Raw genomic sequence first — 14,586 nt, 5'->3', positions numbered from 1 at the left:
ACGCGAGTGTTCATCTTCGCCGTTTATCTCCCGGGCATCAGGCACGGTATGGAGTGTGAATATCATAAAGCAAATTACAGGCTATGTCCCACAATTGACGGAAGTGTCAGCGCTTTATAACCAACAATGAGATATTATCGTAGCGGCTTATAGAAAAACCGGGGAGTTTATGCAGTATTGGGGAAAATTAACGGGCGTGGTGCTGGCGATCATGGCAGGAATGGGTTTCTGGGGAATTATAGCAGGACTTTGTGTTGGCCATCTTCTGGATCGAGCTTATGGCCAGCGGCATGTGTTTGCTAATCAGCAAACACGACAAACGTTATTCTTCACAACGACATTTGAGATCATGGGACACCTGACGAAATCGAAAGGTCGGGTGACCGAAACCGATATTCATGTCGCCAGTACGCTGATGGATCGCATGAATCTGCATGGTGAGTCACGTATCGCGGCGCAGCAGGCGTTTAGCGCTGGCAAAGCCGAGGATTATCCTTTGCGGGAAAAAATGCGACTACTGCGTAAGGTTTGCTTTGGCCGTAACGATTTGATTCGCATGTTTCTGGAAATTCAGTTACAGGCTGCTTTTGCTGACGGTGAGTTGCATCCGAATGAACGCAAGGTGCTGTTTATCATTGCTGATGAGCTGGGGATCTCCTATGCCAGTTTTGGACGGTTTCTGCATATGGTTCAGAGCAGTCGCCAGTTTACTGGCTGGCAACAACAGACATTCCACCAGTATGGTGGCCACAGCGGCCGACAGCAGCCACCGCAGGGGCCAACGCTGAAGGATGCCTGCCATGTGCTGGGGGTCAAACCAACCGATAATGCCACGACAGTGAAACGCGCCTATCTGAAACTGATGAGTGAACATCACCCGGACAAACTGGTGGCAAAAGGTTTACCGCCTGAAATGATGGAGATGGCGAAACAGAAAGCGCAGGAAATTCAGAGCGCCTGGGAGCTGATTAAAGCACAGCGTGGATTCTAAGTGAGAGCATAGCGCTACGCGAGCCCCCTTACGGCATCACAGATGCGTGAAATAAGGCTGGCAGCAGCCAGCCATCGCGAGCGATCACAGCAGGTCAGTAATCATTTTTTCCAGTTTTTGCTGATCAACAGCAAATTTACGGATACCTTCTGCCAGTTTGTCTACCGCCATCGGATCCTGATTGTGTTGCCACAGGAACTGAGCTTCCGTCATCCGTGGCGGATGTGCTTTGATTTCACCCTGATAAGCCAGTTTACGTTCCACCGTACCTGTGCTTTCAGCCAGCTCTTTCAGAAGCGGTGGAGCAATAGTCAGCCGATCACAACCCGCCAGCTCAAGAATTTCACCCACGTTACGGAAGCTGGCCCCCATCACCACGGTTTGATAACCATGCTGTTTGTAATACTGATAAATTTCACTGACCGAGATCACGCCGGGATCATTAGCGGCAGTAAACGCTTTTTTATCGCTGTTGGTTTTATACCAGTCGAGAATACGCCCGACAAACGGCGAGATAAGATATACCCCCGCTTCGGCGCAGGCACGTGCCTGAGCAAAGGAAAACAACAAGGTCAGATTACAGTTGATGCCTTCTTTCTCCAGCTGTTCCGCCGCACGAATGCCCTGCCAGGTAGAAGCCAGCTTAATCAGGATGCGATCATTACTGATACCCGCATCGTTGTACAGTTTGATGAGACGTTTCGCTTTCGCAATAGAAGCCTGGGTATCATAGGAAAGGCGCGCGTCCACTTCGGTTGAAACACGTCCGGGGATCAGCTTGAGGATTTCGAGGCCGATATTCACCGCCAGCTTATCAGATGCATCGGTGATCTGCTGTGCGCGGTCATGGCTCTGTGCACGCGCCCAGGTCACCGCCTCATCAATCAGTTTACGGTACTCCGGGATCTGGGCGGCACCCAGAATCAAAGAGGGGTTGGTCGTTGCATCCTGGGGTTGATACAGCTTCATCGCTGTAATATCTCCGGTATCCGCTACGACGGTGGTGTACTGGCGTAGAGAAGTCAATTTATCTGTCATCATTATTTTCTCTTAAACTACAGTTAAGGAAAGTGTAATCGGTTTGCGGGAACGATGATAACACGCTATATATCCGGTGTAACCACCAACCGTATCCGCATGCAATGGTGTCATAGCGATGCTTAAAACCGGTGACTGATGCGGAACTTCCGCTCTGTCACTGATCATTTCGTTGTCCTCTCCTGGCGCGCAGCTGCTAACATTTATGACGTGATAATAACGCTTCGGAAAGGACTGATTTATGCTGACTGTGATTTCACCTGCAAAAACCCTCGACTATCAAAGTCCACTGGCAACAACACACTATACCCAGCCTGAGCTACTGGCGTATTCGCAACAACTTGTCAATATTGTCCGTCAGTTCACGGCACCACAGCTCGCCAGCCTGATGGGGATCAGTGACCGACTTGCCGATCTGAATGCAGTCCGTTTCCATGACTGGCAGCCGGATTTTACGCTGCACAATGCGCGTCAGGCGATTCTGGCTTATGCCGGTGAAGTTTATATCGGTCTTCAGGCGAGCACATTCGATGATGCTGATTTTGCTTTCGCCCAGCAACATCTGCGGATCTTTTCCGGTCTTTATGGTGTCCTGCGGCCGTTAGATTTAATTCAGCCTTATCGCCTGGATATCAATACAAAGTTAGAAACACCGGTCGGTAATCTTTATCAGTTCTGGGGAGAGGTGATTACCGATAAACTCAACCAGGCCTTAAAAGCCCAGGGAGATGACGTCGTCATTAACCTGGCGAATAATGAATATTTTCATTCGGTGGATCTGGATAAGCTACAGGGACGGGTGATTAAGCCAGTGTTTCTCGATCAGAAAAACGGCGAATTTAAAGTGATCACTGTCTATGCCAAAAAAGCGCGCGGTATGATGACGCGCTATATCATTAAGAACCGCTTAACCCGGCCCGAACAACTCGCCGATTTTGATACCGAAGGCTATTTCTTCGATCCCGACGCTCAAGCGCCGGGAGAGATGATCTTTAAACGTTATCACAACTAATTTGATTTCCCCCGCACGCTGGGGGAAATGTCATTATGCTTTGTTCATCATCAACTGGCGCAGGGCGGTAAAATCTGCCGCCAGATGGTGGGATAATAGCGGTAACCCGGCACGATCAGCCAGTGCTTCTGGCAAGGTCAGCGTCTGCTGGAGAATGGCTTCCACACTCTCTTTAAACTTAGCCGGATGCGCCGTGCCGAGGAACAGACCATACTCACCAGGCTGCAGCTGATTACGTAATGCCCGCCAGGCAATAGCGGCATGAGGTTCAGAGATATAGCCGCTTGACTGCAGCTCACGAATTGCCGCCGCTGTGGTTTGATCATCGACAGAGGCATATCCCAGCTCGCTCAGATGCCAGCCTTTGCGACGGAATAACTCTTCTACACGTGGCCAGTTATTCGGCTGGCTGACATCCATCGCATTCGATAATGTTGCCTGTGTCGCTCGCGGTGCCCACTGCCCTTCCCGCAGGAAACGCGGCACCGTATCATTCACATTGGTCGCGGCAATAAAACGCTTAACCGGCAGCCCTAAAGACTTCGCCAGTAAACCGGCCGTTAAATCACCAAAGTTACCGCTCGGTACTGAAATCACTAACTGGTTACGGGCCGCCTGTGGGAGTTGCGCCACTGCCTCAAAGTAGTAGCAAATCTGCGCCAGCAAACGGCTGATATTAATAGAGTTCGCTGAATTCAGCCCCAGTGTTTTCTTCAGTTCTTCATCATCAAAAGCCTGTTTTACCAGCGCCTGACACGCATCAAAATCGCCCTCAATGGCGACAGTTTCAATATTGCCGCCGAGTGTACAGAATAATTTTTCCTGTAATGGGCTGATCTTGCCGCGCGGGTAGAGAATAACCACATTGATATTGGGCAGACCATAAAACGCATGTGCGACCGCCGCCCCGGTGTCCCCGGAGGTCGCGGTCAGGATAGTCACCGGTTTATCGCCAGCGATATGCGTTAACATCTGCGCCATAAAGCGTGCGCCAAAATCCTTAAACGCCAGTGTCGGGCCGTGGAACAGCTCCAGGCAGCCGATATCCTGCTGTACCTTGCTGACCGGTACCGGAAAAGTAAAAGCCGCAGCAATGCGCGCTTTCAGGCTCTCTGGCGGTATTTCATCACCAATAAATGCCGACAAAATCCGGCTGCTACGCGAGATAAAATCCATCGCCAGCAGATTATCGATCTCCGTCCGGCTAAATTCCGGTAGATCACACGAAAAGAATAGCCCTTGTTGCTTACCGAGTCCTTGTATGACTGCCTGGGAAAAGCTGACCTGTTGATTATGATCTTTTAAATTATAGAGTTTCATTGGTTATCCCACGATTCGAGCGCCCGCCGTATCCAGCCGACAAATATGAACAAAGCCTTGCTGATTTTGCAAATAATGTGTGCTTAGCCACGTCGCGACACGCTGTGCTATTTCCGGTCGATCACAGAGTGCAAATAGCGTCGGGCCCGATCCAGAAATACCACATGCCAGCGCCCCTGTCGCCATCGCCGCCTCACGCGCCTCGTCAAAGCCTGGCAATAGTGCAGTGCGATAGGGCTCAGCAATCACATCTTTCATCAGTTTCGCCGCCAGTTCGGGCTGCCGGGTATAGCAGGCATGGATAAATCCTCCCAGATGGCGACCATGTGCAACACACTCCTCACGACGATAGTGTGCCGGAAGGATCGCCCGCGCCTGGGCTGTCGATACTTTGATCCCAGGATAGGCAAGCACCCATAGCCACTGTTCGAAGCAGGGGATCGGCTGGCTGATAATGTTATTCTCTTCAAGAATCAACTGCATTCCGCCAAGATAGCAAGGGGCGACATTATCATAATGGACACTGCCAGAAATACGGCCTTCCATTTCGCCCATTAATGCCAGCATACGTGTTTCATCCAGCGGTTTGCCACAAAATTCATTCAGCGCGACCAGCGCGGCGACCACCGAACAGGCACTGGAACCCAGACCGGAGCCAATCGGCATATTTTTTTCCAGCACCATCGCCACCGGCAGCGACTGACCGATCTCTTCGCAAAAACGCTGCCAGCATTGATAGACGATATTCTCCTGTGGCGCATCAGGCAACTTACTGGCGAAACGCCCGGCATTTTGTAACTGGAAATCCGGGGCTGACGTCACCGAAACGGTATCCCCCAGCGGAGTGCCATCCAGCGGCATCACTGCCGCCCCTAACACATCAAATCCGACACTCATATTGGCACTGGAAGCCGGGGCATAGACTTTGACCATATTAAACTCCTAACTTCCATGACAGGGTACGTAATAAGTCCGCGAACACCCCTGCTGCGGTGACATCGTTACCCGCGCCATAGCCACGTAGCACCAGCGGTAACGGGTGATAATAGTGGCTGTAAAAAGCCAGTGCATTCTCACCGTTTTTGACCTTGAACAGCGGGTCATTACCATCCACTGCAGCGATTTTTACCCGACAGGTGCCATCCTCTTCGATATTACCCACATAACGCAGTACTTTACCTTCATCACGCGCTTTAGCGACCCGGACAGCAAATACCTCATCCACCGCTGTCAGACGTTGCATAAAGCTGTCAACATCACCACTGGCGTCAAAATCGACGGGTAAAACCGGTTCGATAATAATGTCGCTCAGTTCCAGTTCTCGTCCGGTTTCACGCGCGAGGATCAGTAATTTTCGCGCCACATCCATGCCGGAGAGATCATCACGGGGATCGGGTTCGGTATAGCCTTTTTCTCGTGCCAGCATCGTCGCTTCACTGAGGCTCATGCCTTCATCCAGCTTACCGAAAATAAACGACAGCGAGCCGGAAAGGATACCGGAAAAATGCAGTAGCTCATCGCCCGCATTGAGCAGATTTTGCAGGTTTTCGATTACCGGTAAACCTGCGCCGACGTTCGTGTCGTAGAGGAATTTTCGCCGCGAACAACTGGCCGCTTGCCGTATCTGATGATAATAAGCGAGCGAAGAGGTATTGGCCTTTTTGTTAGGCGTTACCACATGGAAGCCTTCGCGCAAGAAATCGACATATTGATCAGCCACCGACTGACTGGAAGTACAATCAACGATAACCGGATTCAGCAGATGATACTCTTTCACCAGACCGATCAAATGGTTCAGATCTAACGGCTCCTGGGCTGCGGCCAACGCTGCTTGCCAGTTATCCAGCGACAGGCCATGAACATGGGTGAGCAGAGCTTTCGAATTGGCAATACCGCAAACACGTAGATCGATATGTTTGTTCTTCAGACGCGCCTGCTGACGTTTGATCTGCTCCAGCAACGCACTGCCCACCCCTCCGACACCAATCACAAAAACCTCAATGACCTGGTCGGTGTTAAATAGCATCTGATGGATCACACGCACGCCCGTCGTCACTTCATCATTGCTGACAACCGCCGAAATAGAGCGTTCAGAGGAGCCCTGAGCAATCGCCACAATATTGATATTGGCGCGCGCCAGTGCGGCAAAGAACTTCGCCGATATGCCACGTAGTGTCCGCATGCCATCGCCGACCACCGAGATAATCGCCAGGTTGTCAACAATCGATAGTGGTTCCAGCTGCGCCTCTTTCAGCTCCAGACAAAACTCCTCTTCCAGCGCCTTTTTCGCCAGCCCACAGTCACTCTGTGAGACACAGAAACTGATACTGTATTCCGAAGAGGATTGTGTGATCAGCACCACGGAAATGCCGGCATGCGACATGGTGGCAAAAATACGTGCCGCCATGCCGATCATCCCTTTCATGCCAGGACCAGAGACATTAAACATCGCCATATTATTCAGACTGGATATCCCTTTGACCGGCATGTCATCATCATGCTGATCGGCACCGATCAGCGTCCCCGGTGCCTGTGGGTTACTGGTGTTTTTAATCAGGCAAGGAATATGGAAACGGGCGATAGGGGCAATAGTGCGCGGATGCAGGACTTTAGCGCCAAAATAGGAAAGTTCCATCGCTTCCTGATAGGACATCGACTTCAGCAGATGGGCGTCAGGCACCAGGCGAGGATCACAGGTATATACGCCATCGACATCCGTCCAGATTTCACAACAGTCGGCATGGAGACAGGCCGCCAGAACAGCGGCAGAATAGTCGGAACCATTGCGTCCCAGCACCACCAGCTCACCTTTCCGGTTACCGGCAGTAAACCCGGCCATCAGGATCATGTGATCAGGGGGCAGCGGACTGACATTAATGCGGCGGGTTGATTCCGCAATATCGACCGTGGATTCGAGATAATGCCCTTCTGCCAGCAGTTTTTCGACCGGATTTATCACGCTAACCTGATGACCACGCGCCTCCAGCAAAGCCGCCATAATCGCGATAGATAACTTTTCACCACGACAAATCAGCGCCGCATTGACACTATCAGGGCACTGCCCCAGCAAGCTGATACCATTGAGGACATATTTTATTCCAGCGAACTCATCGACCACCTCTTCCTGTAATCGGGCTAACGGGAAGCCCGGTTGCGCGTCAGCAAGCTCTCGTAATAATTCAGAGAAAATATTTTCTGCGTCAGTGACATGCGTCCAGCCATTCTGACCGCTGATGGTCTCGTCGATCATCGCCACCAGATGGTTAGTAATTTTTGCTGGCGCTGACAAAACGGCAGCCACCTGTCCCTGTCGGGCTTTCTCTTCCAGAATCCTGGCAACCTGCAAAAAACGCTCTGCATTTGCCACTGATGTACCGCCGAATTTCAACACACGCATAATGATTACCCCTGGGATTTATGGTCAAAAAAAACCCGCACTGCTGAGGTGCGGGCTTTTTCTGTGTTTCCTTTACGCATCAGCCCGCACCATTGCCTGTGGGAATGGTGGTGATAATGGTTGTTATCATGCTCATGCGTTTCATGGATATTGTATAGTCTGCCACTTGTCTGCCTGAAACCTGTTCCTGTATTGGTTAAAGTATCTGCTGCCTGAAGTCAATAATTTTTACACTTTTTAGCAATGACTCAGTAGTATAATATTCTCAAAAATAGCAGAGTTTATTATTTTTTAAAACGTATACGCTTATTATATTAGTTTATAACCCCATATTATAAAATAATAAAAGAATTTTATTCTGCTATATTTTTTTCAATATCATGCAATAAGCGATATAACATCGCAATATCACGCTGCTGTAAAAAACCAATGCGCTGTTGTAACCAGTCAGCGAGTTTGTTATCTGCCGCAACATCCAGACGCACCAGCAAATCATGCACCTGTGATCGAAATACCTCAAGCTGACGCTCATCCACGCAGTCCACCTCTGTGGTGGTCTGTTGCAACAAAGCAGCGAGCTGATAGCAATAGATCATCACCGACTGGCCTAAGTTAAGGGAAGGATAGCTGGCCACCATCGGGACGCTGGTCAGGATATCGGCAAGCGCCAGTTCGTCGTTAGTGAGCCCGCAATCCTCGCGACCAAACACCAGCGCAACATGGCTCAGCCATGAGGCTTTCTCTGCCAGCAGCGGTAACAGTTGCTGTGGTGTCGCATAGTAATGAAAACGTCCCCGGTTACGGGCTGTGGTGGCGACCGTAAAGCTGACATCCTGCAACGCCTGCGCCAGTGTTGAGTAGCTGCGGGCATTATCGAGAATATCGGTGGCCCCGTGTGCCACCCAGCGTGCCGCAGGCTGCTGGTGCGCATCACTGCTCACAATCCGTAAGTCGTTAAAACCCATCGTTTTCATCGCCCGCGCGACCGCACCCACGTTTTCCGCACGAATCGGAGCGACCAGGACAATAGAGATATGCATACTTGTTCTCTTCTTTGACTTAGCGCCTGGCCCAGCAGGCTCTTATTACGAGTCCCTGTATGGCCACAATAGCGACGATTCTATTTTAAGATGTGCATTTTTACAAATACTTAACAAAAAATATCTCACGTTATCATTTTTTTATCTCTAAAAAGAGCATAAAATGTCCTGGGACCTGGCCTTAAAAGGCATGTTAACGGGATTCATTTATCTATCTGTTTGTCAATGATATTTGTAGTGAGCTTTGCCAGAGAATATTACATTCACCATGATTATTAATTTATCAATATAATCATTTGAGTGTATGGATAGTTTATCGTGCGTGATATATAACATTTCAATGCAATAGCTTCATAAAAATGTTAACGTGCTACAATTGACGCTGATATATGTTATAAGCGCGTAATTTTATTGGGTGTTCAACTACGCTTAGTCTGTAATATTGTTGTTAAAGTAGCCAGAATAGCCGTTGTTTTCACACCGTCGGGTTCAACGTAAAAGTCCCTATGACCAGGCCGATGACGTTATTGACATTGACGGAAAGCACATCAAAAAAGGTGATTACGTATTTAAGTCATATTTACAGGCCTGTCAGGAACTTTAGTACTTCCTGTTTCGATTTTAGTTAGTAATTTTAGGTAGCAAACATGCAGACCCCGCACATTCTTATCGTTGAAGACGAATTGGTAACACGCAACACGTTAAAGGGTATTTTCGAAGCAGAAGGTTATGATGTATCAGAAGCAACTGATGGCACTGAAATGCATCATATCCTGTCCGAAAATGATATTAATCTGGTTATTATGGATATTAACCTGCCAGGAAAAAATGGCCTCCTGTTAGCACGTGAACTACGTGAGCAAGAGGATATTGCATTGATGTTCCTGACAGGCCGTGACAATGAAGTCGATAAAATTCTCGGGCTCGAAATCGGGGCTGATGATTATATTACTAAACCATTTAATCCCCGTGAGCTGACTATCCGCGCCCGGAACTTGCTCTCTCGCACGATGAATCTCGGCATAACGAGCGAAGAACGCCGAACGGTAGACAGTTATAAGTTCAATGGCTGGGAGCTGGATATCAACAGCCGTTCGTTGATCAGCCCGGAAAATGAACAGTATAAACTTCCGCGCAGTGAATTCCGCGCGATGCTCCACTTTTGTGAAAACCCAGGAAAAATACAAACTCGTGCTGAACTACTGAAAAAAATGACCGGTCGTGATCTTAAACCTCATGATCGTACTGTCGATGTTACTATTCGTCGTATTCGTAAACATTTTGAATCTCATCACGACACCCCTGAAATCATCGCGACCATTCACGGTGAGGGCTATCGTTTCTGTGGCGATCTGGAAGAGTAGTTCAGTCGGCCTTATTCATTGACATTAAAATAGCGCGTTTCGCGCTATTTTCTTAGCGCCTGCCCCACCCAAACGCAGCCACTCTGAACACGGACAGCGCGAAGAAACCGCAGCGTACAGATAGTACGCGAGGATTTCGCGCACTATCTGGCACCAGAATGACAAGTAAAATAGCCTGACAGGATAGACGCTTATTCCCCCGCCGGGAGATGAGGCGTACTGTCATCAGAATGATTGACTGCCAACTTTGTCCGCGACAAGACATACCAGTCAATATTGCGTGTCAAAAACATCAACGCACACAACACCACCATCAATACCGCCGTTCCCAGCAACAGAGCGTTATCCTGCGATCGTAGTAATCCCCACATCACACCATCAAGCATCAGTAATGAGCAGACGAACAACAGGCTATTGCGCCAGCCTTTCAGAACCGCTTGCAGATATACGCCATTAATCGCCGCCCCCATCAGGCTTGCAGTGATCCAGGCCGGTGTGAAGCCGATATGTTCAGAAAGGGCCAGGAGCGTGAGGTAAAACATGGTCAGTGATAGTCCCACCAACAGATATTGCATAGGATGTAAGCGATATGAGGTTAAAATTTCGAAGAGAAAAAAGGCGATAAAGGTCAATGAGATTAGCAGAATTGCATATTTAGAGGCTCGATCAATCAACTGATACTGATCCGCCGGGGTCGTAATGCTGATATTAAATACCGGCAGCGCGTACCAGTCGATATCCTGATTATTGCTGAAATATTGCACTATGTTATTCGCAAACCAGTTACTTTGCCAGCTGGCACTAAAACCAGAAGCGCTGACCTGTCGTTTCTGTGGTAAAAAATTGCCGAGAAAACCCGGATGAGGCCAGTTGCCACGCATCTGTAATTCACTATTACGCCCCAGCGGCACAACTGAAAAATCCCCACTGCCATTTAGTGTGAGCGAAAATGTCAAATCCAGTGCAGTGGTGTGTGATGAGACAGGAGGCAGCGGCATATGAATCCCTTTACTCATGCCTTTCAGGCCACTACCTGGCTCAACGGACAATGTTGTACCGTTCATCTCTGGTGGCGTAATATGCCCAATACCACGCGCATCACTGACACTGACAGACACAAAGGGTTTTCCCAGTGTGACATTCTCTTTCTGCAACGCTTCCAGCTGTGCGGGATCAAACCGGGCGTGGATCTGTAAGTCGTTATGCCATAGTTGTCCGGTATAAATACCCAGCTTACGGGTCTCGGTATTCTGATTGCCGTCGATAACCAGTGAATCAGGTAGCCAGTAGTACAACCAGCGGCGTTGCACTTGTATCTCTTTTTTATCTTCCATGTGAGTCGAGGTTTCAGTGACCGGAATAACAATAAATGGCCCTGCCAGCTTTTGCGGGCCACTGCTGCCCTCCGACAGACTCTCTATAACATCATGATGATAATCTTTCCGTTCAAAAATCAGCCCTCTGACCATCATGACAGGGATGACCAGTAGCAGAATGCACCCCAGAAGCAAACTGATTTTGCAAAATAATGGTGATTTAAACATAACCTCCTCCTTAAAGCCTATTCCAACAGGCGTTATTGACGCAGCCAGTCTGGACACGGACAGCGCGGAGAAACCGCAGCGTACACCTCGTACGTGAGGATTTCGGACACTGCCCAGGGCCAAAATGGTAAGTAAAATAGCCTAATAAAATAGGCTCTTAGTGAGCTATCACCTTAGCGGGGTTATGTGAGGAGAAATTGAAGTTATGTGAAGGAACGGTGAAGTCGTAGCGTGGCAATGACACCCCCTTGTGGGCGATTCTCCAGCCGGATATCCCCCTGATGTAATCGTGCCACTTCACGGACAAAAGCCAGCCCGAGACCACTACTTTTATGGCCATTGGCGCGTGGTAGTGAGTAAAAACGTTCAAAAATATGGGTCAGGGCATAATCCGGGATACCACTGCCATTGTCACGGATCGTCAGCCGGACATGACCATCGCACTCATCGGCTGCCATGACAATCTCGCCGCCTGGCGGGGTAAAATCAATGGCATTATCCAGTAAGTTCCCCACCGCCTGAGCCAGAAGTTCGTCATCACCCGCCACGATGAGGCCACTCTCCTGCCAGCACAGGCCGATATTTTTTACCTTCAGTGCGGCTTCACGCTCCTGCGCCAGTCGCTGAAACAGGTGATCCACCATGACCGGTTGCGGATCAATCATCAGACGACTCTCTAATCGTGCCTGCTGGAGTAGCTTTTCCACCAGTGACTGCATACGCCTGTTTTGTATCAGGATATTATCAGTAAAACGGATAACCACTTCCGGAGGCGGCCCTTCACGCAGGATCTCAGCCGCGCCACGGATCGCTGCCAGCGGGCTTTTCAGCTCATGTGTCAGGGCATAGACGTAGTTTTCAATCGCCTTTTTGCCCTCCAGTTTGATACGCATACTTTCCAGCGCCAGTGCCAGTTTACGCAATTCGCGACTCCCCACTTTCGGCAGGGGAAGTGGATGATCTGCCGTCACAGCATCCGCGTAACGTACCAGCTTACTGATAGATAAATTTAACCACCAGACCATCGCGAAACCGATCAGCAGCGCGATACTCAGCAGGGCGCAACCTGCCCACAAGATACGTCGCTCGCTATGCTTAATGACCGCCGCGATGGCCCGATTGGGCTGACTGACCGTCAAAACCCCCATAATCTGCCCGTTATCATCAATTACCGGTGCGGCAATATACATCACTGAGCTATCGGCATCATTGGGATCGATTCGGGTACTGCGTGCGCCATACTGGCCGCGTAACGTTAACCAGACGTCATTCCAGCGCGAGTAATCTTCCCCCAGGGCGATACCGGCTGAATCAAACACCACTTTCCCCTTGCGGTCGGTCAGATAAACGCGATATTCGTTACGGGTTTTACGAAAACCGGCAACACTGGCATTGATCGGTTGCTGTTTTAACGCCTGAAAAGCGCTGGCCAGACGCCCATGCTGCGGATTCGCCATAACGAGATCTTCACGCGCCAGCACCGCCAGCAAGGTTGCAGTATCAATCAGTGTCCCTTCCGTGGCCCGACGCACACCGGGTTTAATTTCCTGGACAAAAATGGACAAGACAAACCATGCGGCGATAGCGACAATCAGGAAATACCCCAGCAATAACTGCACACCAATCCGCATTAACCACGCCCCAGGCTGTATCCCATACCGCGATGGGTATTAATCGGAGAAACATCAGGATTAATTTCACGCAGCTTGGCACGCAATGTTTTAATATGCGTATCTACCGTGCGATCATAACTGTCATGACCATCACCCCATACCCGATCCATCAACTGCTGACGGGAAAAGATCTGCTCCGGCGCGTGCAAAAGCGTTTTCAATAGCAGAAATTCATAACGTGTCAACGTTAAAGATTGCCCATACCAGCTAATCTGTGCGGTCATATCATTGAGCACAAACTCTCCCACCTGGATCACTGAGGTGGGAAGCGATCCTTTTTGCAGTCGCCGTAAAACAGTCCGTACTCTGGCACACACTTCACGGGGCGAAAAGGGTTTAGCAATGTAATCATCGGCGCCCATTTCCAGTCCCAGTAACTTATCAACCTCTTCACTACGTGCGGTCAGAAACAACACCGGTAACGATCGATAGCGCGCCAGCAACTGACGGCAAAGCTCAAAACCACTGATATCCGGTAATCCGACATCGAGAATAACCAGATCAGGCGATTGCTGACGCGCCGCATCGAGAACCGGTAATCCCCGGCTAAAAACCGTGACACTAAACCCTTCCTGCTGTAGCAGATAGATCAGTGTGTCGGCAATGCTTTGTTCATCCTCGACTAACCAAATTCGCTGTTGTTGCGGCAACATTTTCTGTTATTTATTCCACGGGATAATCGGTACGGCACTAATGGCGTTTTTCGGTGAACCATCAATCACTTTGTCTGAATAACTCATGTAGATAAGGACATTGCGTTTTGTATCATAGAAGCGCACCACCTGCAGCTTTTTAAATATCAATGAGGTACGTTTTTTAAATACCACAACGCCCTGAGATTTGCCCTGTTTAATTTTATCATTTAACTCAACAGCACCGATCTGCTGGCATGAGATTGCCGCATCCGAGGTATCTTCCGCCATCCCCAATCCCCCTTTGATCCCCCCGGTTTTCGCCCGGCTGACATAACAGGTCACATTGCGGATATCGGGATCATCAAACGCTTCAATCACGATTTTATGATCCGGACCAAAAAGTTTAAACACGGTATCCACAGAGCCGATTTCTTCAGCCCAGCCAGACTGGCAGCTCGCGACGAAAAAAAGCACCGTTACTAATAATTTACATTTCATACTGTTACCATTAGTTATCTTTCGCTGCAGGATAAACGTCGTCATGCGGCAGCAAAATTGAATTGATCACCACA

The 14,586-nt window shown here is 49.5% G+C and carries 12 protein-coding genes and 1 other annotated feature; of the genes, 3 read left to right on the top strand and 9 right to left on the bottom strand.

Annotated features, from left to right (window positions below):
• The first annotated feature begins 169 nt into the window (after positions 1-169).
• Positions 170-991 carry a co-chaperone DjlA gene (gene djlA / locus PT300_04320; GenBank protein ID MDF7679877.1) on the top strand — a complete coding sequence of 274 codons (822 nt, stop codon included), beginning with the start codon at positions 170-172 and terminating at the stop codon, positions 989-991.
• Positions 992-1,075: 84 nt separating this feature from the next.
• Here djlA and tal read toward each other — a convergent pair whose 3' ends face one another.
• Positions 1,076-2,029 carry a transaldolase gene (tal, locus tag PT300_04315; GenBank protein MDF7679876.1) on the bottom strand — a complete coding sequence of 318 codons (954 nt, stop codon included), beginning with the start codon at positions 2,027-2,029 and terminating at the stop codon, positions 1,076-1,078.
• A 241-nt stretch (positions 2,030-2,270) separates the two neighbouring features.
• Between tal and yaaA the strand changes: the two genes are divergently transcribed.
• Complete coding sequence (gene yaaA / locus PT300_04310) at positions 2,271-3,041, top strand: peroxide stress protein YaaA (GenBank protein ID MDF7679875.1); 771 nt, start codon at positions 2,271-2,273, stop codon at positions 3,039-3,041.
• A 33-nt stretch (positions 3,042-3,074) separates the two neighbouring features.
• On the opposite strand, the gene thrC is transcribed toward yaaA, so the two are convergent.
• The 4 genes from thrC to PT300_04290 form a co-directional block, all read right to left on the bottom strand.
• A complete protein-coding gene (thrC, locus tag PT300_04305; GenBank protein ID MDF7679874.1) occupies positions 3,075-4,361 on the bottom strand; it encodes a threonine synthase in 1,287 nt (428 codons plus the stop codon).
• Between the two features lie 3 nt (positions 4,362-4,364).
• Complete coding sequence (gene thrB, locus PT300_04300; GenBank protein MDF7679873.1) at positions 4,365-5,294, bottom strand: homoserine kinase; 930 nt, start codon at positions 5,292-5,294, stop codon at positions 4,365-4,367.
• A gap of 1 nt (position 5,295) precedes the next feature.
• A complete protein-coding gene (thrA, locus tag PT300_04295) occupies positions 5,296-7,758 on the bottom strand; it encodes a bifunctional aspartate kinase/homoserine dehydrogenase I (protein MDF7679872.1) in 2,463 nt (820 codons plus the stop codon).
• A gap of 24 nt (positions 7,759-7,782) precedes the next feature.
• Positions 7,783-7,896 (bottom strand) — a sequence feature (Thr leader region).
• A gap of 215 nt (positions 7,897-8,111) precedes the next feature.
• Entirely contained in the window at positions 8,112-8,798 is a 687-nt protein-coding gene (locus tag PT300_04290; GenBank protein ID MDF7679871.1) for a tRNA/rRNA methyltransferase, read from the bottom strand.
• A 647-nt stretch (positions 8,799-9,445) separates the two neighbouring features.
• On the opposite strand from PT300_04290, the gene arcA reads away from it, so the two are divergent.
• Positions 9,446-10,162: a two-component system response regulator ArcA gene (arcA, locus tag PT300_04285; protein ID MDF7679870.1), complete on the top strand. Its 717-nt coding sequence runs from the start codon at positions 9,446-9,448 to the stop codon at positions 10,160-10,162.
• A gap of 191 nt (positions 10,163-10,353) precedes the next feature.
• Here arcA and creD read toward each other — a convergent pair whose 3' ends face one another.
• From creD to creA, 4 genes are all read right to left on the bottom strand, one after another.
• Positions 10,354-11,706 (bottom strand): cell envelope integrity protein CreD, encoded by a 1,353-nt coding sequence (gene creD, locus PT300_04280; protein ID MDF7679869.1) that lies wholly within the window; start codon positions 11,704-11,706, stop codon positions 10,354-10,356.
• A gap of 203 nt (positions 11,707-11,909) precedes the next feature.
• Positions 11,910-13,337, bottom strand: a complete 1,428-nt coding sequence (gene creC, locus PT300_04275; GenBank protein MDF7679868.1) for a two-component system sensor histidine kinase CreC — start codon at positions 13,335-13,337, stop codon at positions 11,910-11,912.
• On the bottom strand, positions 13,337-14,032 hold the full coding sequence (creB, locus tag PT300_04270; GenBank protein ID MDF7679867.1) for a two-component system response regulator CreB: 696 nt from the start codon (positions 14,030-14,032) through the stop codon (positions 13,337-13,339). The genes creC and creB overlap by 1 nt, the downstream gene beginning before the upstream one ends.
• Positions 14,033-14,038: 6 nt before the next feature.
• On the bottom strand, positions 14,039-14,512 hold the full coding sequence (creA, locus tag PT300_04265; protein ID MDF7679866.1) for a protein CreA: 474 nt from the start codon (positions 14,510-14,512) through the stop codon (positions 14,039-14,041).
• Positions 14,513-14,586: the final 74 nt, after the last annotated feature.

This window comes from Enterobacteriaceae bacterium ESL0689, assembly GCA_029433525.1.
Classification (GTDB): domain Bacteria; phylum Pseudomonadota; class Gammaproteobacteria; order Enterobacterales; family Enterobacteriaceae; genus JAQTIF01.
The sequence above is the reverse complement of the archived record's forward strand: the minus strand, read 5'-3'. Positions and strand labels throughout refer to the sequence as shown.